Annotated in this window: 18 protein-coding genes and 3 pseudogenes; 6 read left to right on the top strand and 15 right to left on the bottom strand. The window is 64.0% G+C overall.

The features are described 5' to 3' along the window. Positions 1–15: 15 nt before the first annotated feature. A pseudogene (locus CYR75_RS06000) lies at positions 16–945 on the top strand (solute carrier family 23 protein); the annotation flags it as partial. A 332-nt stretch (positions 946–1,277) separates the two neighbouring features. On the opposite strand, the gene nagA reads toward CYR75_RS06000, so the two are convergent. The 8 genes from nagA to CYR75_RS06040 all read right to left on the bottom strand — a co-directional run bounded on the left by nagA (position 1,278) and on the right by CYR75_RS06040 (position 8,360). Then, positions 1,278–2,429: an N-acetylglucosamine-6-phosphate deacetylase gene (nagA, locus tag CYR75_RS06005; protein ID WP_158644593.1), complete on the bottom strand. Its 1,152-nt coding sequence runs from the start codon at positions 2,427–2,429 to the stop codon at positions 1,278–1,280. Further along, positions 2,416–3,198, bottom strand: coding sequence for a glucosamine-6-phosphate deaminase (gene nagB / locus CYR75_RS06010; RefSeq protein ID WP_101499252.1), 783 nt, complete (start codon positions 3,196–3,198; stop codon positions 2,416–2,418). The genes nagA and nagB overlap by 14 nt, the downstream gene beginning before the upstream one ends. Next, a complete protein-coding gene (locus CYR75_RS06015) occupies positions 3,195–4,106 on the bottom strand; it encodes an ROK family protein (RefSeq protein ID WP_101499253.1) in 912 nt (303 codons plus the stop codon). The genes nagB and CYR75_RS06015 overlap by 4 nt, the downstream gene beginning before the upstream one ends. Further along, positions 4,103–4,786, bottom strand: a complete 684-nt coding sequence (locus CYR75_RS06020) for an N-acetylmannosamine-6-phosphate 2-epimerase (RefSeq protein WP_101499254.1) — start codon at positions 4,784–4,786, stop codon at positions 4,103–4,105. Before CYR75_RS06020 ends, CYR75_RS06015 begins: the two co-directional genes overlap by 4 nt. 1 nt (position 4,787) lies before the next feature. Beyond that, positions 4,788–6,065 carry a TRAP transporter large permease gene (locus CYR75_RS06025; protein WP_101499255.1) on the bottom strand — a complete coding sequence of 426 codons (1,278 nt, stop codon included), beginning with the start codon at positions 6,063–6,065 and terminating at the stop codon, positions 4,788–4,790. Beyond that, positions 6,062–6,541, bottom strand: coding sequence for a TRAP transporter small permease (locus CYR75_RS06030; protein WP_101499256.1), 480 nt, complete (start codon positions 6,539–6,541; stop codon positions 6,062–6,064). The genes CYR75_RS06025 and CYR75_RS06030 overlap by 4 nt, the downstream gene beginning before the upstream one ends. A 66-nt stretch (positions 6,542–6,607) precedes the next feature. Then, the gene (locus CYR75_RS06035; protein WP_101500900.1) at positions 6,608–7,570 is read right to left on the bottom strand and encodes a sialic acid TRAP transporter substrate-binding protein SiaP; all 963 of its coding nucleotides are present in this window, start codon (positions 7,568–7,570) and stop codon (positions 6,608–6,610) included. Between the two features lie 46 nt (positions 7,571–7,616). Beyond that, a complete protein-coding gene (locus tag CYR75_RS06040) occupies positions 7,617–8,360 on the bottom strand; it encodes an FCD domain-containing protein (protein ID WP_225972859.1) in 744 nt (247 codons plus the stop codon). On the opposite strand from CYR75_RS06040, the gene CYR75_RS16015 reads away from it, so the two are divergent. From CYR75_RS16015 to CYR75_RS06050, 3 genes are all read left to right on the top strand, one after another. Continuing rightward, entirely contained in the window at positions 8,353–8,508 is a 156-nt protein-coding gene (locus tag CYR75_RS16015) for a hypothetical protein (protein WP_158644594.1), read from the top strand. The genes CYR75_RS06040 and CYR75_RS16015 overlap by 8 nt on opposite strands. Positions 8,509–8,521: 13 nt before the next feature. Further along, a complete protein-coding gene (locus CYR75_RS06045; protein ID WP_101499257.1) occupies positions 8,522–9,424 on the top strand; it encodes a dihydrodipicolinate synthase family protein in 903 nt (300 codons plus the stop codon). A 65-nt stretch (positions 9,425–9,489) separates the two neighbouring features. Continuing rightward, entirely contained in the window at positions 9,490–10,650 is a 1,161-nt protein-coding gene (locus tag CYR75_RS06050) for an N-acetylneuraminate epimerase (RefSeq protein ID WP_101499258.1), read from the top strand. 361 nt (positions 10,651–11,011) lie between these two features. Here CYR75_RS06050 and CYR75_RS06055 read toward each other — a convergent pair whose 3' ends face one another. The 4 genes from CYR75_RS06055 to CYR75_RS16020 are packed head-to-tail and all read right to left on the bottom strand — an operon-like array spanning position 11,012 to position 15,843. Then, the gene (locus CYR75_RS06055; RefSeq protein WP_101499259.1) at positions 11,012–11,947 is read right to left on the bottom strand and encodes a TniQ family protein; all 936 of its coding nucleotides are present in this window, start codon (positions 11,945–11,947) and stop codon (positions 11,012–11,014) included. 2 nt (positions 11,948–11,949) lie between these two features. Continuing rightward, on the bottom strand, positions 11,950–12,912 hold the full coding sequence (locus tag CYR75_RS06060; protein WP_158644596.1) for a TniB family NTP-binding protein: 963 nt from the start codon (positions 12,910–12,912) through the stop codon (positions 11,950–11,952). 4 nt (positions 12,913–12,916) lie between these two features. Then, entirely contained in the window at positions 12,917–15,133 is a 2,217-nt protein-coding gene (locus CYR75_RS06065; protein ID WP_158644597.1) for a Mu transposase C-terminal domain-containing protein, read from the bottom strand. Then, positions 15,130–15,843, bottom strand: coding sequence for a hypothetical protein (locus CYR75_RS16020; RefSeq protein ID WP_158644598.1), 714 nt, complete (start codon positions 15,841–15,843; stop codon positions 15,130–15,132). The genes CYR75_RS06065 and CYR75_RS16020 overlap by 4 nt, the downstream gene beginning before the upstream one ends. A gap of 1,182 nt (positions 15,844–17,025) precedes the next feature. Between CYR75_RS16020 and CYR75_RS16370 the strand changes: the two are divergent. Next, positions 17,026–17,124 (top strand): annotated as a pseudogene (locus CYR75_RS16370) (ATP-binding protein); the annotation flags it as partial. Positions 17,125–17,310: 186 nt separating this feature from the next. Beyond that, a pseudogene (locus CYR75_RS06070) lies at positions 17,311–17,790 on the top strand (IS3 family transposase); the annotation flags it as partial. Between the two features lie 65 nt (positions 17,791–17,855). On the opposite strand, the gene CYR75_RS06075 reads toward CYR75_RS06070, so the two are convergent. From CYR75_RS06075 to CYR75_RS06085, 3 genes are all read right to left on the bottom strand, one after another. Beyond that, positions 17,856–18,692 (bottom strand): IS110 family RNA-guided transposase, encoded by an 837-nt coding sequence (locus tag CYR75_RS06075; protein ID WP_101499261.1) that lies wholly within the window; start codon positions 18,690–18,692, stop codon positions 17,856–17,858. 21 nt (positions 18,693–18,713) lie between these two features. Further along, positions 18,714–19,903, bottom strand: a protein-coding gene (locus CYR75_RS06080; protein ID WP_101498417.1) for an IS3 family transposase whose coding sequence is annotated in 2 segments (ribosomal slippage) — positions 18,714–19,645 and positions 19,645–19,903 — 1,191 coding nt in all. Because the reading frame shifts where the segments join, the coding sequence is not laid out codon by codon here. A 261-nt stretch (positions 19,904–20,164) separates the two neighbouring features. Beyond that, positions 20,165–21,448 carry an IS110 family RNA-guided transposase gene (locus CYR75_RS06085; RefSeq protein WP_101499262.1) on the bottom strand — a complete coding sequence of 428 codons (1,284 nt, stop codon included), beginning with the start codon at positions 21,446–21,448 and terminating at the stop codon, positions 20,165–20,167. Positions 21,449–21,520 lie beyond the last annotated feature (72 nt).

Raw genomic sequence — 21,520 nt, forward strand, 5'->3', positions numbered from 1 at the left:
CAGCACCTGTTGGCGATGGCCGGCTCGACCATCCTCGCGCCGCTGCTGATGGGGTTCGACCCCAATGTCGCGGTATTCTTTTCGGGGATCGGGACGCTGATCTTCTTTGTCGTGACCGGCGGGCGGGTGCCGTCCTATCTGGGCTCGTCCTTCGCCTTCATCGCGGTGGTGATCGCGGCGACCGGCTATGCGGGCGGCGGGCCGAACCCGAACCTCGCGACCGCGCTTGGCGGGATCGTGGTGGCAGGCGCGGTCTATGCAGCCATCGGGCTTGCGGTCATGGCCATCGGCTCGGGCTGGGTCGAAAAGCTGATGCCGCCGGCGGTGACGGGGGCCATCGGGGTGGCGATCGGGCTGAACCTCGCGCCCGTGGCCATCGGGCAGTTGAAGGGGTCGAGCCCGCATATGATCATCGCGCTGGCGACGGTGCTGTGCATGGCGCTGGTGTCGGCTTACGGGCAGAACGCGACGCGGCGGCTGGCGGTGCTGATCGCGCTCGGCTTCGGTTATGTGCTGGTGCTGGTGTTCGGCAATGGGCTGGGGCTGCTGCCGGGGGTGGATTTCTCGCGCATCGCTGCGGCCAGGTGGTTCGGCTGGCCGGATTTCGTGGCCCCGCGGTTCGAGTGGACCGCGATCAGCCTGATCGCCCCGGTGGCGGTGGTGCTGGTGGCCGAGAATCTGGGCCATATCAAGGCATTGGGTGCGATCACCGGCAAGAACATGGACCCTTATATCGGCCGCGGCTTTCTGGGCGACGGGCTGGCGACCATGCTGGCCGGGTCAGGCGGCGGGACCGGGGTCACGACCTATGCCGAGAATATCGGCGTCATGGCGATGACGCGGGTCTATTCGACACTGATCTTTCCGATGGCGGCGGTGGTCGCGATCCTGCTGGGGCTGTCGCCCAAATTCGGCGCCATCCTGCAGACCATTCCGGCCCCGGTGCTGGCCGGGCTGGCGGTGTCGGTGTTCGGCCTGATCGCCTCGGCCATGGCGCGGATCTGGGTCGATCACGGGGGTCGATTTCTCGGACCCGCGCAACCTGTTCACGGTCGGCGTGGCGCTGATCTTCGGGGCAGGGGGACTTCACCGTCAGCTTCGGCGGCTTCGCGCTTGGCGGGATCGGCACCTCGACGCTGGCGGCGCTGGTGCTGTATCAACTGCTGGGCATCGGGCGGCGCGGCCGCCGCTTCGGGCAGCCGGACATCCGTCACTAGGCGGCTGCGGAGGTTTCCACGGCGCCGGCGGGTTCGTCCTCGCCGGGGCCGTTTTGTATTTCAGACGGGGTCGATCACGCCGTCGATGATGACCGCCGCCACATCCAGATCGCCGGTCAGGCAGGTGAAGGTGGCGTCGCTGCCCGGCCGCAGCGTGCCCAGCCGCTCGCCAAGGCCAAGGGCGCGGGCGGGGTTCGCGCTGGTCATCTTCAGCGCAGCGGGCAGGTCGAGATCGGTGTGCGCCAGCAGGTTGCGCAGGCTTTCAATCATGCTGACATGGGCACCGGCCAACCGCCCCTCGGCATTGGTCAGGCGCCCGTCGCAGAGCGTGATCTCGACTCCGTGCAGCTCAAACCCGGTCCGCTCTCCGGCCAGCGTCAGCATCGCATCCGTGACCAGACACAGCCGGTCGGGCATCAGCCGCGTGGCGATTCCGACATTGCGCCAGTCGACATGGTGCCCGTCCGCGATGATCCCCGCGAACAGCCCGCGCGAGGCGAGCGTCGCGCCGACGACACCCGGCTCTCGCCCCGTCAGCTGCGACATGGCGTTGAAGAGATGCGTGACCCCCACCAGCCCCTGCGCCTCGGCCTGCGCGATCTGATCGGCATCGGCGGCGGTGTGGCCGGCAAAGACGCGGATGCCGGCTTCCGAAAGCTGCGGCAGCACCCCGTCGGGCAGTTCCTCGGGCGCCAGCGTCAGCAGCATGACGCCCACCTGCGCGCGGGCCAATCGCTCGATGTCGTCTGGGTCGAGCCTGCGGATCGCGGTCGCGTCATGGATCCCGGGGCGGGCGGGCGACAGGAACGGGCCTTCCAGATGCAGGCCCAGGATGCCGGGCAGGTGCTGCGCGCGGGCGGCCTCGACCGCTTCGATGGCGGCGGCATAGTCGCGGTTCGGGGCGGTGATGAAGGTCGGCATGATATGCGCCGTGCCGCCCTGCCGCGCGCCGGCGGCCATGCGGCGCAGCGCCTCGACACTGGGATCGAAGTTGAACTGCGCGTCGCCCGCGCCGTTGATCTGGATGTCGATGAAGCCCGGCGCGATCAGCTCGTATTCCGGCACTCCGTCCCGCGCGTCGGCGGCGGTGGCGGGGCGCAGGCGGGCGATGCGGCCGCCGTCGATTTCGATCACCTGATCGGCGGCCAGATCGGCGCTGAAACCGTCGTAAAGCTGCCGCGCATAGAGCCTGGTCGGGTCAGTCGAAGACACTCTCGCCCCCTTGCGGATGCACATGGTGATAATAATCGGTCAACTCCAGCGCACTCGCCGCCGCCTCGTCCAGCACCACGGTCGCGCGCGGATGCAGTTGCAGCGCCGAGGCCGGGCAGACGGCGCTGAGCGGCCCCTCGACCATGCCGAAGACCGCCTTGGCCTTGGCCTCGCCCGTGGCCAGCAGCACACATTTCCGCGCCTCGAGGATCGTGGCGACGCCGACGGTGATCGCGTAGCGCGGCGTCTCGTCGAAAGAGGCGAAATAGCGCTGATTGGCGCGGCGGGTGTCGGTGGTCAGCGTCTTGATCCGTGTTCGCGAGCCGAGGCTGGCGGTCGGTTCGTTGAAGCCGATATGGCCGTTCTGCCCGATCCCCAGCAGTTGCAGGTCGATTCCGCCCGCCGCCGTGATCAGCGCGTCATATTCCAGCGAAGCGGCGCGCGGGTCAGGCGCGTCGCCCTGCGGCAGATGGGTGCGGGCGGGGTCGATATCGACACGGTCGAAGAACGTCTCGCGCATATAGTGGTGATAGGAACACGGATGGTCGGGCGCGAGGCCGATATATTCGTCGAGGTTGAAGGTGGTGACGCCCGCAAAAGACAGCCCGTCGTCGCGGTGACGGCGGGCGAGGTCGTCGTAAAGCGGCAGCATGGTGCCGCCGGTCGCCAGCCCCAGCACGGCATCGGGCTTGGCGATGACGGTGCGGGCCACGATCTCGGCGGCGCGCTGCACGGCGGCCTGCTGGTCGGGAAGGATCAGGACTTTCATGAACGCTCCTTGTTCAGATGGGCGGCGAGCGCGCCGATCAGTGGCGCGTCATGCCCCAGCCTTGCGGCGACGACGCGGGGGCGGAACAGCTCGGGTTCCTCGGTCAGCGCCAAGCGGATGCGGTCGATATAGCCCGGCGCCAGTCCGATGCTGCCGCCGATCGCAACGGTGTCGAGGCCGAGGATGGTGGTCAGATCCCCGATCAGCGAGGCCATGGCATGGGCCGAGCTGTCGACGATGCGGCCGGCCCAATCCTGCCCTTCGGCTGCCGCGTCGAAGACGGCGCGGGCGTCGCGGCCCTCATATCCCGCTGCGGCCGCCGCGGCGGCGATGCCGCGCCCGCCGGCGATGCTTTCGACCGTCGCCATGCGGCCGCTGCCGCAGGGACCGCTGGCGAAGCGGCTGGAGACGAAGCCCACATGCCCGGCCAGCCCGTTGCCGCTGGACAGAAGCCGGTTGCCGATGACCAACCCGCCGCCGACGCCGGTCGAGACGGTGATGAAGGCAAAGCCCGCGCTGTCGGTCCCGGCCCCGAACAGCCCCTCGGCCAGCGCCGCGGCGGCGGCGTCGTTGAGGCTGGTCGCGGGGCCAAGGTGACGCGACAGCCCGTCGCGCAGCGAGAAATCCCCGATGGCGTGAAGCGTGCCGCGATTGACGGCGTGCCACATGCCCTCTGCATCCACCCGCCCGGCCACGGCGACGCCAAGCGGCGCGCCGCTGTCATGGCCGAGCAGGTCCAGCAGCCCCTTGATGACGACAAGCTGCGCGTCGGGGTCGGCGGCGGGATCGGTGGGGGCGATCAGGCGTTCGGCAACCTCGCCCGCATGGATGCGGGCGGCGGCGATCTTGGTGCCGCCCAGATCGGCGGCAAAGCCGGTCAGGGCGGTGCGGGGCAGCGGTGTCGTCATGCTGTGTCGCGGGCCTTGGCGATGGCGTCGCGGAACCAGCCGGTGACATGCTCCAACCGCGTCAGCGCCGTCCCGACCGTGACGGCATCCGCGCCCGCCGACATGGCGACGGCGGCGAGGTCGGGGGTGTTCACTCGCCCCTCGGCCATGACGAACCCGCCCAATTCGTGGAAGGCGGCGATCAGCGCGGTGTCGGGGCCGCGGGCGTCGCTGGCGGTCTCGGCGGTATAGCCCGACAATGTGGTGCCGAGGATCGCCGCACCCTCGGCCCGGGCGCGCTGCCCGTCCGCCAGCGTGGCGCAATCGGCCATTGCCAGCGCACCCGCCGCATGGATCGCGGAAAGCAGGCGGGCCGTCGTCTCGGGTCGGGGCCGGTCGGTCGCGTCGTAGGCGATGATATCAGCGCCGGCGCTGGCCAGCGCCTGCACGTCGTCGAGAAAGGGTGTGATGCGCACAGGGCTGTCGTCCAGATCGCGCTTGATGATGCCGATGATCGGCACCGAAACCCGCGTGCGCACGGCGGCCAAGTTCGCCGCGCCTTCGATCCGCAAGCCCGCCGCGCCGCCGGCAACCGCCGCTGCCGCCATCGCGGCCACGATGTCAGGCGCGTCCATCGGCCCGTCATCGACCGGCTGGCAGGACACCACCAGCCCGCCGCGCAATCTGTCGGGAACATCCATGTTAACGCTCCATCAGGCTCGGCAGGCCGGTGGACAGGATCGGAAAGGCGCAGACGAGGATCAGCACCACGAAAGGCGGGATCAGCCAGGGCAGGATCGCGCGCGCCAGCCGCTGATAGGGGATGCCGCCGACCTGCGCCACCACGAACAGCGCCATGCCCATCGGCGGCGTCAGGATCGAGATCATCAGGTTCAGCACGGTGATGATCCCGAAATGCACCGGATCGATACCAAAGCCCATCGCCACCGGCACCAGGATCGGGACCACGACCAGCAGGATGACCAGCGCCTCGATGAAGCAGCCGAGGAAAAAGATCATCACGTTGACGGCGATCAGGAAGGTGATCGGGCTGTCGGCGATGGACAGGAAGAACGAGGCGATCTGCTGCGGCGCCTGTTCGCGCGACATGATGAAGCTGAGCAGCGCCACCCCCGCCACGATGGTCGCGATCGAGGCCGAGGTGACGGTGGTCTCGTAAATCGAATCCCACAGCTTGCGGAAGGTCAGCTCGCGATAGAAGACGAGGTCGATCAGGATCGCATAAAGGACCGTGATCGCGGCGGCTTCGGTCGGCGAGAACAGGCCCGAGAAGATGCCGCCGACGATCACCAGCGGGGTCAGCAGCGCCGGCAGCGACTTGATGAACAGCGTGCCGATCTGCGCCGGCGTGCTGCGGACGTCGCGCGGATAGCCGCGCTTGCGGGCGATGAACCAGACCATGACCATCAGCGCCACGGCGCAAAGCACGCCGGGGATGATGCCGCCCAGAAACAGCTTGCCGATCGAGACGTTGGCGATGACGCCGTAAAGGACCATGGTGATCGACGGCGGCACCAGCGGCCCGATCATCGACGAGGCGGCCGTGACCGCGCCCGAGAAATCGTCGTCATAGCCGGCCTCGCGCATGGCCTCGATCTCCATCTTGCCCAGGCCCCCGGCATCGGCCAGCGCCGAGCCGGACATGCCGGAAAAGAACAGCGAGGCCAGCACGTTCACATGCCCCAGCCCGCCGGTGATATGGCCGACCAGGCTACGGGCGAAGCCGAACAGATGGTTCGTGATCCCGGCCGAGTTCAGCACCCCGGCGGCCAGGATGAACAGCGGCACGGCCAGCAGCGGAAAGCTGTTGAGCCCGTCCACCATGCGCTGCATGGCAAAGCTGATGCCCATGCCGGTGTAATAGAAATAGCCCATTGAAACGAAGATCATGGCGACCCCGATGGGCACGCCGATCAGCACGAACAGCAGCCACAGGATGCCGACGACGGCAAGGATCATAGCGTAGGCTCCCGCGTGACGGTGACGTCGCGGCGGCCCAGCAGGCGACGGACGATGCGGTGAAGGATCAGCACCGAAGCCACCAGCCCCGAGGCGTAAAGCAGCGCGTCGGTGGTGGGCAGGGTGACGGTGGTGTTGTTGGCGGTCCGCAGCACGGTCTTGTAGGAAATCCAGATCAGGTGCCCGACGATGCCCAGATAGACCAAGTCGATCACGGTATACAGGATGCGGCGCGCGCCGGCGGGCAGCAGTTCGGCCAGAAACGCCATCTTCAGCTGGCCGTCCTGCCGCTCGACCTCGGCGATGCCGATGAAGGCCATCCAGACCCACAGCCAGCGGGCGGCTTCCTCGGTCCAGACCGGGCCGCGAAACAGCGGCGTGCGGCCGAAGACCTGCACCAGCACCACCCCGATCAGGACGATGAAGATGATCGAGGCGATGCTGCCCTCGATGCTGTATTTGCGTGGATTGCCCAACGGCTTGCCCCCTGCCTTGCGGTGGATGGCCTTTGCGGGCGCGGCTGCGCCCGCAAAGGGGTCAGGTCATTCGCCGCGCACGCGGGCGATGGCGCCTTCGCCGAATTCCTTTTCCAGCGTGTCGTAATAGGGCTGCATCGCGGCGCGGAAGGGGGCCAGATCGGGACGGGTGATGGTCAGCCCGCGCTCTTCAAAGGTGCCGATCAGGTCTTCTTCGGACTTGGTGGTCAGGCTGTCGTTCAGATCGCCGCCGGCCTTCACGGCCTCGGTGATCCAGCCCTGCTCCTGCTCGCTCAGCCCGTCCCACAGTTCTTTCGAGATCTGCACCGCGGCCGAGGCGACGAAGTGGTTGGTCATCGCGACATAGTCCTGCACTTCGTAGAACTTCATCGAATCGATGGTCGGCAGCGGGTTTTCCTGCGCGTCGACCTGGTTGGTCTGCAGCGCCAGATAGACCTCGGCAAAGGCCACGGGCGCGGGCGTCGCACCGACGTTTTCGGCATAGGCGATCAGGAACGGCACGTTCGGGGTGCGCAGGCGCAGGCCCTTCATGTCGTCGATGGATTCGATGGCCCGGTTGGCGGTGGTCTGGCGGGTGCCGTAATACCACACGTCCAGCAGCTCGACCCGGTTCTCGGCGAATTTCTGGGCCATTTCCTGACCCCAATCGCCGGCGATGATCTTTTCCAGATGGGCGAAATCATCGGCCACATAGGGCGCGCCGATCAGGTTCAGTTCCGGGATGATATAGCTCATGTCCGGATAGCCGGTGATGACCATGTCCAGTTCGCCCGCCTGAAGCTGGGCCACCATCGCCTTGAAATCGCCGAGCGTCGAGGACGGGAACAGGTTCACCGTCAGCTCGCCGCCCGACAGCTCTTCCAGCTTGCTCGCGAATTCCTGCGCGCCCTGATAGACGTTCGAGCTTTCATTGTCCTGCATCCCCAGCGTCAATTCGCGCTCGGCAAGGGCAGGGGCGGCAAGGGCCAATGTCGCTGCGCAGGCGAGAAGGGTGGTCCTGAGTTTCATCATATCCTCCTTGATGTTCGATGAATGGCGGCGAGCCCGCCGGTGGTCAGTCCGCAGGGCGATCCGAGGTCGGACGCGCCTGTTGCGGGGCCTTGAGGCGGGCGCGATAGGACCGCGCCAGATGGCGGTCCATCACATCCGTTGCCGTCACCACATCGCCGTCGAGCACCGCGTGATAGATCTCGCGGTGTTCGTCATAGGCGATGCGGTCATAGCGGGCGGCATCGTCGGTCGGCGGGCGGTGGGCGATCATGGTGCTGACGAACATGTCGTGCAGCGTCAGGATCAGCGGGTTGCCCACGACCGACACCAGCGCCCGGTGAAAGGCGATGTCGGTGGGCGCGAAATCCGCGGTCCCGATGGCGTTGAAATTCTGTTCCAGCGCGGTCTGCAGCTTGGCCAGATGGATCTGGTCGGCGCGGTTCGCGGCCTCGCGCGCGGCGCCGCTCTCGATGAACTGGCGCATCTGTTCCAGATGGGCGCCGCTTTCCGCGTCGCCCAGAACCTCGCGGATCAGATCGCCGGTGCCGCGCAAGACAGTGGCGATCGAGGGCAGGGCGGCGCGCGGTCGCTTGCCCACACCCGCCGTCGCATAGCCGCGCATCTGGATCTGCGCCAGCGCCTCGCGGACGGTGGGGCGCGAGGCGGCAAAGCGCTCGCACAGCTCGCGTTCGGTAGGCAGGGGGGTGTCAGGCGGGAAGTCGCCGCCGCGGATCTGGGCGATCAGCTCGTCGGCGATCAGGTCCGGCGCGCGGCGCAGTTCCTCTGGTTCGGCGGCAAGCATGGACATGCGTTTTTCTCCCTCTGTCGGATTTGGTATTACCAAAGAAAAATCTTGTCAAACAAAAATGGCGGAATATGCTGCAAGGGTGAATTTTCCGGCAGCCCTGCACGCTGCACGCGGATGTGCAGCAGGGGCGGCCCAGGCCGAAATTTAAGGAACCCATCGCGATGACTGAACGACTGACCGGCATGTTCGCCGCCCTGATGACCGGCCTCGACGACAGCGGCCAGTTCGACGCGGGCCGGCAGCGCAATCTGACCGCGCATGTGCTGAAGCAGGGGCTGGCGGGACTGTATGTCGGCGGCAGCAGCGGCGAATCGGGGCTGCTGGACGCGGCGGAACTGGCCGAACAGCAAGAGGTCGTGGCCGACTGCGCCAAGGACAGCGGGGCCGTCCTGATCGCCCATGTCGGCATGCCGAACCTGCGCGATTCGATCCGTCTGGCCAAGCGCGCGGCCGAGCTTGGCTATCACGCGCTGTCGGCACTGCCGCCCCATTCCTATCCCTTCAGTGACGCCGATATCGAGGCCTATTACCGCGATCTGGCCGCCGCCACCGACCTGCCGATGATCGTCTACGAGGTGCCGGTGCGGACCGGGCGTCCGATCGCCCTCGACGCGCTGGAACGGATTCTGGATCTGCCCAATGTCGGGGGCATCAAGTTCTCCTCGATGGACCTGTTCAAGCTGTCGATGCTGCGCCGCCGCCGCCCCGACAGTCGCTATTTCTTCGGCTATGACGAGGTGTATCTCTCCGGCGCCGTGCTGGGCGCGGATGGGGGCATCGGCTCGACCTACAACATTCTGGGCCGGCTTTATGTTGCGCTGGATCAGGCGGTGCGCGCGGGCGATCTGGCGCGCGCGCAGGAATTGCAGGATGTCAGCCAGATATTCGTCGAGGCGCTGCTGAAAACCGGCGTGCTGCCCGGCCTCAAGGCCGCCTTCCGCATCCAGGGCGTCGAGGTCGGCCGGACCCGCGCGCCCATGGCCCTGCAGATGCCCGACGACGCGGCCGAGGCGCATATGCACGCCGTGATGGACCGCCCCGAGGTCGCGGCCTGGCTCGCCTAGCCCCGCGTCTCGCAGACCCGGGCGGCCCGCGCCGCCCGCCACATCACCAAAGGAGGAGAGACCACATGACATTGCGCACGCAAATTATGGTCGGCGCCGCCGCGCTGGCCCTGATCGCCACCGCCGGCACCGCCATGGCCGAGGATTGGCCGGACCTGCCGGTGGGCGTCAAGAACGGCATCGCCACCCGGATCGACGACCGGCTGATCGTGGGCCTCGGCAGCGCCGGGACCGAGCTTTACGCGCTCGACCTGAACGACCGCGCCGCCGGCTGGCAGCCCATCGCGGCCTTCGACGGCCCGGCGCCCTCGCAGCCCGCCGCCGCCGTCGCGGGCGGCAAGCTCTATGTCTTCAGCGGCTCCGGGAACGCCACCGAAGACGCGACCTCGCCCATCATCTTCGACACCGTCAGCCGCTATGACCCGCAGGCCGACGCCTGGGAAAAGCTCGAGACGACGACCCCGGCCGGGCTGCTCGGCGCCAGCGCCGTCACGCTCCAGGACGGGCGGATCGCCATTTTCGGCGGCTACAACAAGGAGCTGTTCGACAAATATCTTGCCGACGTGACGGCCATCGACAAGGAGGCCGATCCCGACGCCTGGAACGAGGTCGTGAACAGCTATATGGGCATGAAACCCGAGGATTATCGCTGGAACGACATGGTTCTGGTCTATGATCCGGAAAGCAACAGCTGGGACGATCTGGGGCAGGACCCGGCGCTGCCCAACACCGGCGCCGCCGTGGTCGAGACCGCGCCCGGCAGCTTCCTGATCGTCAATGGCGAGATCAAGCCGGGCCTGCGCACCGATACGGTCAAGGCCGTGACCATCGGCGCCGACGGCGCCAGCTGGACCGAGATCCCCGCGATCCAGGCCCCGGACGGCGCCGAAGTGCAGGAAGGCCTCGCCGGCGCCTATGCCGCCCAAGTCGGCGACACCGTACTGGTCGCCGGCGGCGCCAACTTCCAGGGCGCCCGCGCCGCTGCCGAAGCCGGCAACTGGTACGCGCATGACGGGTTGAACAAGCACTGGGCCGCTGAGATCTTCGCGCTTACGGACGGCAGTTGGAGCCAGATCGGCGAACTGCCCGAAGGCCTGGCCTATGGCGGCGCCTTCGCGGTCGACGGCGGCATGCTGATCGTCGGCGGCGAAGACAGCGAAAAGGCCGCCCGCAGCGACGTGTTCCTGGTCCAGTGGGACGGCAACGAGCTGACCATCACCGAGTGAAGCATCAGCAGCCGACGCATTGAGACGTCGGCTGCCTGAGCATGTCCGAGCCGCCTGTGTGAACCGATTGGCGGGCAGCGGGTCAGTCGCAGCCTGAGCAGGTGAGGGGCAGAGTGACGGGCGTCGCGTGTCGATCGAACAGCAACTGTCGTGCCTCTCAAATACCGTCCTTCTTCAGTGAAATTGAATTCTTAAACCGCTGAAAATAAATAGATTTATTTTGCACGTTTTCTGAGTTTGTCCATATTACCCGCAATTTCTGACCATCGAAATATCATGGATCGGCCAACAAAAAAGCCGCCCGAAGGCGGCTTGTTGCGTTTTCTGACTCGCCTATGTGAGGCAGCTTGAAGCGCGCTCGCTAGCCAGGCGCGGCCAGATCAGTGATGTGCTCCTGCAGCAAGCGGGCGAGCGGGGCAGATGCAGCCAGAGGATGCGTTCCGTTCATCAGGATGCCGAACGTCTCGATAAGATGTGCCCGCTTCGTTCGTTTCGGCCCGGCCTGATCCTGAAGGATCTGGAGAGCATCGCGGAGGCCGTTCTCGCCCTGAGCAACGTAATCCCAGCCGATGGTCTCCGCAGCCGCGCGTTCCTGGTGCGTCAGGTCTCGAAGAAAAGTGTGCGGTCCGAACCCCAGCGCGGCACCGAGCAGTTGGGTGCTCAGGATGGCTTGCTCGAGGGGTTGGCGGTCTAGCCAGTTCGGTCCCGTTTGGCCGGCAATCCTCCCGGCGATGTATTCCTGGAGCGGGGATGTCATGTGGGACTTAGTTTGGCACTCCGCTTCCCGCGACACCCGGCCCGCCTCGGGGACGCTGTCACCGAAGACGCCACGTTCGCGCTTTCCGTGGGGCCGCGGCAGGCACAGAAGCGGTTTTCCATGGGTGGCGCAGCAACTGACGGGTGTCAGCCGCCAGACCAGCCGCTCATGGCGATGGACCGAGTTGTGCTGGCCCATCCTGTCAGCTTCGGCATCATCCTCGGAAAGGCACGTCGGGCAGAACCTCACGTTTTCGACCGGGCAAAGGCTCTTGTTTAGAAGCTCTTCACCCAGCCGATGAACGTTTCCCTTTTGCCGCGACAGAGTGCTCTGAAGAACCGGCTCGGGATCTTGTCCTGCAATCCCACAAAGCCGAGCTACCTCATCGTGGTCGCCGACGAAAAAGGTGGAAGGCTCCAGACCGAGGTCGCGTAAGAACGTCGCGACGGGACCACGGATATGAAATGCAGCGAGACGAGCCGCCCAAGACCAGTGCGTCTCCTCCGCCAGAAACGGGAGCGACGGAAAAAGCTGGACCATGGTCACGCCCGCTTACGTTTTTTGCGCTTCGTCACCGGAATTGGCGCATCCGGATCCTCGTTAGGATCGAGGTCCGCCCAGTGGGGAGCCAAAAAGATGTTGCTCTCAAACGAGTAGCCTTCCTGCATTCCCCAGAACTCCGCGAAATGGCTGATGTCGAGCCGAGCCGCGTTGCCCGCCAGCGCGAACTCGATCGCCCCGATGATCGTCTCGACGCATCGTCCGAAGCGATAACGGGCTGCGTGAAACAGCCGCGCGATCAGATCTGACTCCAGGGGCGGCTCCAACCCGGCGATCTGGCAGTATTGCCGCACGACATCTGCGAAGCTGGCGCCTTCGACCGCCTCATTTACCGGCGGCAGGATCAGAGTTGAGAACCGGCGCTGGACCTGCGGATCAGACCTGACGATCTCGCGCAGCATCTCCGTCCCTGAGAGAATGGGAATGACCGCTTCGTCACCCTGCATGAGCGCCTTGAGGGCGCGCAGGATCAGGTTGCGGTCAGCGCAGAACAGGTCATGCGCCTCGTCGATCCAGAGGACGGTGATGTTCTGGTCCTTCAGGCGAGCGCGCAAGATCTCCCACATGCTCCATGCCTCCCGCTTTCCAGCTACAATCGGAAAACCGCTCCTCTGCAGCAGTGTCGCCCCCATGCTTTTGAAGGTGGCGGGGCTCGGGACACTGGCTTCAAGGTAGTGCCGCCGGTCGACACCGCTGAGGACCGGGTGCCGCTCCAACGCCCGAGCGATCAAGGTGGTTTTGCCGCCGCCCGGGCCATCGATCACCAAGACGCCGCGGGTTTCACGCCCCGCGGAAAAACGCTGCGGGTCAGGGATCATGTTTCCTGCCTCGTCCCTGGACAGAAGGCGGTTGAGATGCGCCAGGAAGGCGCCATCGCGGGGCGTGTCGATGCGGAGCTTCCGCAGTTTGGCGAGGATGCAGCCGGCGTCGATGGGACGGGGCATGGGTCTACTCCGTGATCTTCCAAGTGCTCGCCACAGATGTAGGCGAGGTATCGCTGGTATAGTGGGCATGGTCTTTTTCGCCGTGAGGCAGGGCGGGCCGCGTCGAGGCAAACTTGGTCGGGGAGATGTCCTCCCGATCTCCTGCCGTCCCGACGTCAGCATCTGGCACCGTCCGCCCGATGCCGTCGCCGGCGACAGGCTGCATCGGTCGGTCTGCCACAACGCCGAAGCCGATGAAGAGACGTTCCTCTTCCCGCAGGATCCGCTCCGGCGACCAATCGTCGACAAGCAGCCCGGCCAGCCGGGTCGCTGCGGTGCTACGCGCCTCGATCGCTGCGTTTGCGTCGACGACCACCTGGCGCTCGCAGTATCTCTGTCGTGGATCCGACGCGCGCGCGGCGCGGATACCGGCGATCCATTGTCGAGCAGAAACGCCATCAAAACCCGGATGGACGGCGCCCACTGTGAACTTTCGGGAGCCGACATGCACGGTGACTGCGCCAATGTTGTCTTGATGCCAGCGAACCTCGACGTCGCGCTCCTCCTTATGCAGCAGCCACTGTGCGAGTTCCTCGGAGTGATAACGCATCCCCAGCACCAGGACGCCCTCACGGGAGAGCCTGCGCTTGAGTCGTTCGCCGAAGATCGCCCGTTGTGTATCCCGATCCGGTGGGGGCTGAATTCCCCATTCCTTGGTCAACCGCCGCCAGCAGTTGAGCGGCGTCTCACCGCCGAGACCGATATGCGGTGTATTATGATAGATATCCACGATCCAGCGGACCAAGCAGAAGGCCAGATCGCCGAAACTCAGTGCGGCTCGCGCCTCTGGGTCGGAACCCCTTCTCTCGCGAATGCTCCCGAAGGTCTGGCCGGGCATGCGGGAGAGAAGGCCGGTCTTGAGGCTATGGAAGAACCGCTCGTTGCGAGCGCGCATCTGCGGCAATCCTGCCGGGGCCCGGATCGCGCTGATGCCCAGATCCGCGCAGGCGACACGAAAACGCTGAGACTTGAAGGCCGTCCCGTTGTCGGTGACGATGAGCACTGGCGTTCCAAGCATGTCCCAGGATCCGTTCGAGCGGGCGGCACCCGCCCACTCTCCCTTATCGTGCAGGATCATCTGCAGGACCTGCAACGACGCTTGCTCCCGTGCCGAACGGGAGAAGGACATGCCGAGAATGCATCGGGTCGTTGCACAGATTGCGACTGTCAGGAACCAGCGAACCTTCTCCTTGTTCAAGCCGAGGCGCATTCTGTCTTCCTCGGTGAGAAGGCCCATCAGCGCCGCGGCGCTCGCAAGGGAGATGATGTCGATGGTGTTTTCGTCGATCTCGACCCGTTCAAGCGGACGCGTCAGCCGAAGGCCTCCGCCGGTTGGCATGAACTTCTTGCGCGCCTCCTCGGCCCCTTCACGGGCCACGGTGACAGCAAAAGGCTCAAGCATGTGGATCGTCCGGCGGACAGTCTCATAGCTCGGGACCCGATAGGGCGGCTCCCCTCGTGCCTCGCGATCCTCGTTGCGGGATTCGAAAGCCCGCTGCACATTGTGGTGGATGTTCTTCACGGTCGGCCGGTTTGCGTCTGCATATCGATGCACCTCCTCCATCATAAGGGCCAGTTCTTCAGGCCCCATGAGGCGATTGCGGTTTCCGCGACGGCTCATGGTATCTACCAGCCCAGACATGCCCAGTGAGCGATGCTGGCCGAGCCAGCGTCGCAAGGTGCGCGCGGAGGGCGTCTCGTTCAGATCCTGGGAATGCGCGACGCTCAGTCCGCCGATCAATCTGTCGACATAGGCCATTGCGCGGCCTCTCAACTCGTGGCGACTGGCGTCGATGCTGGCATCTGTGCGCTTGATCTTGCCTTCGCATTCCATCTCCAGAAAGGCTTCGACATACGCACTTTTCTTGGTGACACGCGCGGCAGCGTTCTCCGGAAGTTCAGAGAGGAGCACCCCGCCGTCAGCAAGACGCCGTTTTGCAGTCTCGGGCGCGTAGTGGTTCGCTTCGACCCGGATCTTGCCCATTGAGCCAAGGCGGCTTAGTTCTTGGTGGGTGAAGGCTCGGCAGCGACCCGAGCCGTCATCCATCGTCAGCACCAGCCCCCTCTCATTTCGGCTGTGGCCATCGACGGTATACGGCACCCCGTCGACGGTCACACGGTCATGGACGCCAAAGGCATAGTGGTGCCTGGAAGGATCGAAGGTGAGGTTGAACATCTTCATGAGAGGTCGCTCTCCTTGTAGAGGACGGTGGCAGAGGTGATCCGCTCGTGATGGAGGGGGCGCAGATGGCCACTGCGGACCAGCCGAAGCAGGGCCTGACATCCTGCCGCCCCACAGTCGGTCCGGTCGGCAAGGTCAGCCAACGACACTGTTCCAGACATTGCAGCGAGCACATCAGCGGCGGCGGCATCAGCGTCTGGGTCGTCTGCCCGAACACCATGGAGCAGCCACGCATTGTGCAGTTCGACGGGATCGAGATCCTCGTCCGTCAATAGACGGACATCGGATGCAAAACCACTGGCGCGCGCCTGAGCTGCGATCAAAGGGAGCTCTCGGCCCAAGCGGCCTCCGGTCCGACGAGCAGGGCGGACTGCACAGGCGATCCGACTGCCATCAGTTCTTGTCACGAACAGATCAAAGAAATGGGTGCGAGACTCGCCCGCCTGGTCCCACCAAGTGAAAGCGACTTGCTCACGCAGGTCAGCGATATCCCGGCGCAGCGCAAGGCAAAGACACCAGCAGACTTCCAGGTGGCTTTCCACTTGGATGACCCGGGCCGGTGCGCCGGCAATCGCGCCGCGGCCACTGCTGTCGCCAATGACAACATGGCCGCAGAACTGCCCCCGCGAGGTGAGGGCAACATTGCGCTGCGCAGTGCTTCCCAGCGGCGGTGTAAAGCCTGCGGAAGGCGGAAAAACAGCTTGTGACATCGTTCGTGTCTCCTCATTGGGGTTTAGTTTCCCCGCCGGAGGTCAAGAGGGCGTGGCATGCTGCATCGGTCCGGCACGAGGCCGGCCGGTTTGAGGCGCCATGCGATGAAGCGGGACACGACGGATCCGCACGGTCCCGCCGAAGTCACGGCAACACCGGGTAGATCGAGGTCACGCTTGATGCGCGGCTTTGGCGAGGTGAGGAGCGCCCGTGCCGCGAGCAAATCCTTGCGCGAAGGCGCAGGATCGGCTAGCTAGGCAACATTATGCAGTAGTGGGCTCAGGCTCGCCTCGAGACGATCGCACCGGGATGTTGACGCATCCTGGTGTTTTCGTTTGGGCTCAGTGCTGGGTCTACATCTTCCTCTCCTCTCAGTTTTCTGCGTCCCCTAATGGTTCAAACCATAGAGCAGGTCGTGGGACGCCTAAAGAAAAACATCTATATATCATTCACTTGCGAAAAATGGACGCGGAGGCCGAAATTCGCAAAGCGGATCCCCATATCTTGCGGGCCCATGTCTGCAGAGCCACGACAAGGGGTCGGATGGCGCACAGGCCTGCCAAAGCGAACCCGATGCGAAGAGGTCTGCTGACCTCAGAGCAGGCTCAACATTTTTTGCATTGGCAGGATCGGACAGAACCCTCTCGACGTCATCCGCTGCCCTCGGCCACCTGCCAGCTGGCTCGCTGATTCGATGAACAGCGCGAAGGTTGGGAGGAGGATGTCGCGGGGCGAGACCTCAGACCTGAGACCTGATCCTTGGGGATCAGGCTATCAGCCGTGCTGCGGCAAGCGGGGTGATATGCTGGTTCTGCGTCATGGAGCAAGATTAGCTGCTGGAGGGGCGCCACCACAACCAGAGCGACTTTGAATCGATGTTCGACCACCGTCAGAGTGGATTCCGCGCAACACCTTCCAAAAATCTGAATCGCCGGCAGCGGACAGAGGCTTGCTTGGCCCCTTCCTTATATCTACCTATGGTATCTAGTAAGGAAGGGGTTTCGGCCCAGTCAGTCGCTCCTTTGCGAGCTGCGAACCGATAGCGTTTGCGACTCCCCGCGCAAAAAGCACTTCAGCCGCCGAAATTCCCTTGATTTATCACTCTTGATCTTGCAGCGCTGGCTTTTGAGGGACCACTGAACCATCTCTCAGCTTAGGTCAGGGCAAGAGTGCGCGACGCGGCTGACTTGCCCTTCAGCGAATAGACCAAAACCTTCGGCACCGAACGACTGACTGGCGCGTTGCTCAACAGGCTGACACACCACGTCAACATCCCCTAGATGAACTGCGACAGCGATCAGCTTTGCCAACCCCTCAACCTGATCAACCGTTACAGGATTGGCCCGGGGGGCCAACGCGCTATGACACACGCCAGCTGTCTAGGGAGCGCGCGCGACGTGGCGCTTGGCGCCCGCCAGTGACCCTGTTTTGAGCCGCTACCTGGCAGGCTTTTACTTCGCCGTTGACACCAGAAGTGGGCCGGCGACATCACCTATATCTGGACGCGCGAAGGCTGGGTCTATCTGGCGGTCATCATCGACCTGTTTTCACGGCGCGTGATCGGCTGGGCCATCAGCAATCGCATGAAACAGGATCTGACGATCCGGGCGCTGAACATGGCAATATCCCTGCGCAAACCGCCACCGGATTGCATCCACTACACCGATCGCGGCGCGCAATACGGTGCTCACGACCACCAGAAGACCCTGCGCAGGCATGGGTTCAGGATGTCGATGAGCGGGAAGGGCAATTGTTACGATAACTCGGCCTTTGAAAGCTTCTTCAAGTCCCTGAAATCCGAGCTGGTCTGGCGCCGACACTGGCACACGCGGCGTGACGCCGAGATCGCCCTCTTTGATTACATCAACGGCTTCTACAACCCACGCCGCAAACACTCAGCCCTGAGCTGGAAATCACCCGTAGCCTTCGAACACAGGGCCGCCTAACATAAGCACCCGACCGGAACGGAACCGGGGCAGGTCCAATCAGGAGTTCCCTCTAGCAACTGTGTTTATTTGTCGGGCTGAGGCTGCCAAGGTGCGCCGGTTTTGATGATCGCGTTTGCGATTGTGACCAGCCTTCGTGCGATTGCGATAATGGTTAGTTTGTGTGGCTTCCCGCGCTCTTTGAGGCGCTTGGCGACTGGCCTGAGAATTGGGTTGTGGCAGGCCGCGGCGAGCGCAGCTTGGAACAGCACGTGTCGTAAAGACCGTCGTCCGCCCGCGATTGTTCTCCTTCCTCGCATCGCACCGCTGTCATGAGGAACCGGCGCCAGGCCGGTCATGGCAGCGGCTTCGCCTGATGTCATCCGGCCTAGCTCGGGCAATTCGGCAATCAGCATCGCAGCCGAGACCGGACCAATTCCCGGAATTGATCGCAGAAGGTTCGCCTTGGCGGCAAGGGTTTCCACTTGTGCGATGACGTTTTCGATCCGCCGTTCGATGTCATCGATCTGAGTATCGAGCACCTCTTTCAGTTCGTCATCCAAGGTCTCGACGTCGGCAGAAACCCCCTGCTTCCTGCGCGCGCTGATCTGGGCTCTGAGCCGCTTGCGCATCTCGACAATCTGTCCCCTCCGCGTCGTCAAGGTTCTGAGGATACGTAGATTTTCATCTGGCAGTTCTCGCCCTGCCTCCGGTCTGAATGCCATAAACCGGGCGATGAGCTCGGCATCGATCCGGTCAGTCTTCGCCAGCGTGCCCCGAGAAAGCGCGAACGCCTTGATCTGTGCCGGAGACAGCTGGACCGCAATAATCCCTGCATCGACAAGTTCCGTCCAAAGCACCCATTCATGGCCACCCGTAGCCTCAAATCCCACTTTCACGGGACCGGATAGCTGCTGGATCATCGCTGACGTTGCCCCCAACTTTTATCCAGCGTGAGCGAGACTCCGGGACTGAGTTTTGCCCATTTGGGCGGGTTGGGCAACGGGGGCTGGCGCGGAGCTTTGCGGATTGCGCAGCGTCAGGCCCCGTTGCGGGGTGAAGGTTTCGGCAAACTCGGCTGGGGTCTGCCAGCTGAGGCGGGAGTGGGGGCGTTCGGTGTTGTAGTCCGTGCGCCAGGCGACCAGCGTTGCGCGGGCATGGTGCAGGGACGGGAACAGCGTTTCGTTCAAGAGTTCGTCTCGCAGGCGACCGTTGAAGCTTTCGATGAAGGCATTCTGGGTCGGCTTTCCGGGCGCGATGTAATGCCAGTCAAACTTGCGGTCATCCACGAATTTGAGGATCGCATTCGAGGTGAACTCGGTTCCATTGTCACTGACCACCGTCTGAGGCTTGCCGCGGGTGTCGAACAGCGTCGCCAGTTCCCGCGCCACCCTTGCCCCCGAGAGCGACGTGTCCGCGATCAGCGCCAAGCATTCCCGCGTGCAGTCATCGACCACGGTCATGATCCGGAACCGGCGGCCATCGGTCAGCTGGTCTGACACGAAGTCCAGCGACCAGCGCTGGTTTGGCAGCAAAGGCAGCACCATCGGGGCCCGTGTGCCCATGGCCCGCTTGCGCCCGCCCCGGCGACGGACATGCAACTGCTCTTCGCGGTAGATGCGAAACAGGCGCTTGTGGTTGACCTCGTGGCCCTCGCGCCGCAGGAAGACATGCAACCGACGATACCCGAACCGGCGCCGGACCTTTGCCAATTCTTTCAGCCGCTCGCGCAGCACAGGGTCGTCTTGGCGGACCACCTCATACCGCATGGTCATCCGGCAACAGCCGATCACCCGGCACGCCCGCCGTTCGCTCATCTCGTGACTTGCCACTAGATGCGCGACCGCTTGCCGCTTCGCGGCGGGCGTCACCACTTTTTTCCGAGCAGATCCTTCAAGGCCGAATTGTCGAGCATGGAGTCGGCCAGCAGCTTCTTCAGCCTGCCGTTCTCATCCTCAAGCGCCTTCAGACGCTTCGCCTCGCTGACATCCATGCCGCCATACTTGGCTTTCCACTTGTAAACGGTCGCATCGCTGACGCCGTGCTTACGGCAAAGATCGGCAACGGAAATCCCCGCCTCGTGCTCCTTCAGAATGCCGATGATCTGATCCTCGGTGAACCTGCTGCGCTTCATCTCTGGTCCTTTCGGTTAGGCCAGAGTCTACCTCAAACTGGATTAGGCAGAGGGGGCAACGTCACCTCAAGTGCCACCTTGGCCTTAAATGCAGGCGCATGCTGCTTTCGTTTCGTCATCATCGATCTCCTTCGTGGCGAAGATCAGCAGACAGAAAACTCGAGCTTACGTCAGTGTCCAGTTTCCGGGGAGCACCTCAATCACCGTCCTTAAGACGAGATCCTAAATCCCAAGCGGAAGGCCCGAACATTATCTACGAGGTCAGGAACCTGCCTCCACGGCTCTACAGAGAGGGGTCCTTCCGCCTGGGCTCGTCCCCTCGAAGAAGGGACGATAGGGTTCGCCGGATTTGATCATGGCGTGAATGGTGCGGGCCATCTTTGCGGCGATGGCGGTGTAGGCCTTGCGGCGCAAATCCGGGTTGTGACGATCTTGCGCGATGTAACGCTCGAACTTGTCGCGGAAGCTATTTGCCTTCTTCAGAACGGCAGTCTGCCCTGCAATCCACAAAGTGCGGCGCAAGCGGGCGTTGCCATATTTGGAGATCTTGCTTCGGCCTCGGAACATGCCGGACTGGACGGTGGCCAGATCCATGCCGCAAAACTTCAGAAACTGTCGGTGATGATGGAAACGGCGCAGGTCGCCGGTCTCGGCCAGGATCGTCAGCGCATTGATGGGTCCGATCCCCGGAATTTTGCGCAGCAGCTGATAATCCGGGCGGTCGCCCAGCAGTTCGACCGCCCGATCTTCGATGGCATTGCGCTGTCGGATCAGGCTTCGCCCTTCGGCCAGCATCATGCGGAACATGCGGATGGCGTCGGAGTCCGGCGACACGGGCAATCCTGCCGACACTTTTGCCGTCTCGTAAATATCTGACAACAGGAGAGACTTCTCCACTTTCCGCCCGACCACCTCCCAGGCGGCCGTGGTAAATTCCTCCTTGGTCATGGCCGAGATCATGTGCGGAGAGGGAAACATCTCGAGGAAGGCTAGGAACCAGTCGGTGCGCGAGCTGCGATGGAAACGATCGGCTTCTGGAAAGTAGAGCGGCAGGTAGTGGGTCAGGATGCGGTGCCACAACTCGGTCTTGGACCGCGAGACGGCATCATGGGTCTTGGACAATCCCTGAATGTCATTCGTGCCGGCCACCATCGGGTCCTGAAAGATCTGCACCGCGCCGATCTGCAGCATGTGCAGGATGACTTGCGCATCCTTCGGATCATTCTTGTCCCAGCTGTTGTGCAGCGCCTCGCGTGTGCGGGCGAGGGCGACCGAAGACACCAGCTTCAGGTCGAACCCGGCGACGCCGAGATGATACATCAGCACACGGTGATAGTTGCCGGTAGCCTCGAACCCGATCCGGACCGGCAGGCCATATTGTCGTAAGATCGCGATCAGACGCATGAAGTCGTCGGTGGAATTGGTGATCGTCATGCGCCGCCGCCGCGTCTTGCCCGGGACGGCAATCAGCACCTCGTGCCGGTGTTTGGAAATGTCGATGCCTACCAGAACGCGGGCATCCGAAGTATGTTCAACCTTGGCCATCGCCGGTCTCCTCTGTGGTGTGGTTCGCAAAACCACCATAGAGACCCGAGACCCGGTTATGGCCGCCTGCTG

Source organism: Paracoccus jeotgali, from assembly GCF_002865605.1.
Classification (GTDB): Bacteria; Pseudomonadota; Alphaproteobacteria; order Rhodobacterales; family Rhodobacteraceae; genus Paracoccus; species Paracoccus jeotgali.

Coding starts and splice junctions, on each gene's coding strand:
- nagB (WP_101499252.1), bottom strand. CDS start 3,198: ATGAAAGTCCTGATCCTTCCCGACCAGCAGGCCGCCGTGCAGCGCGCC.
- CYR75_RS06015 (WP_101499253.1), bottom strand. CDS start 4,106: ATGACGACACCGCTGCCCCGCACCGCCCTGACCGGCTTTGCCGCCGAT.
- CYR75_RS06020 (WP_101499254.1), bottom strand. CDS start 4,786: ATGGATGTTCCCGACAGATTGCGCGGCGGGCTGGTGGTGTCCTGCCAG.
- CYR75_RS06025 (WP_101499255.1), bottom strand. CDS start 6,065: ATGATCCTTGCCGTCGTCGGCATCCTGTGGCTGCTGTTCGTGCTGATC.
- CYR75_RS06035 (WP_101500900.1), bottom strand. CDS start 7,570: ATGAAACTCAGGACCACCCTTCTCGCCTGCGCAGCGACATTGGCCCTT.
- CYR75_RS16015 (WP_158644594.1), top strand. CDS start 8,353: ATGGACATGCGTTTTTCTCCCTCTGTCGGATTTGGTATTACCAAAGAA.
- CYR75_RS06040 (WP_225972859.1), bottom strand. CDS start 8,360: ATGTCCATGCTTGCCGCCGAACCAGAGGAACTGCGCCGCGCGCCGGAC.
- CYR75_RS06045 (WP_101499257.1), top strand. CDS start 8,522: ATGACTGAACGACTGACCGGCATGTTCGCCGCCCTGATGACCGGCCTC.
- CYR75_RS06050 (WP_101499258.1), top strand. CDS start 9,490: ATGACATTGCGCACGCAAATTATGGTCGGCGCCGCCGCGCTGGCCCTG.
- CYR75_RS06055 (WP_101499259.1), bottom strand. CDS start 11,947: ATGGTCCAGCTTTTTCCGTCGCTCCCGTTTCTGGCGGAGGAGACGCAC.
- CYR75_RS06060 (WP_158644596.1), bottom strand. CDS start 12,912: ATGCCCCGTCCCATCGACGCCGGCTGCATCCTCGCCAAACTGCGGAAG.
- CYR75_RS06065 (WP_158644597.1), bottom strand. CDS start 15,133: ATGAAGATGTTCAACCTCACCTTCGATCCTTCCAGGCACCACTATGCC.
- CYR75_RS16020 (WP_158644598.1), bottom strand. CDS start 15,843: ATGTCACAAGCTGTTTTTCCGCCTTCCGCAGGCTTTACACCGCCGCTG.
- CYR75_RS06075 (WP_101499261.1), bottom strand. CDS start 18,692: ATGATCCAGCAGCTATCCGGTCCCGTGAAAGTGGGATTTGAGGCTACG.
- CYR75_RS06085 (WP_101499262.1), bottom strand. CDS start 21,448: ATGGCCAAGGTTGAACATACTTCGGATGCCCGCGTTCTGGTAGGCATC.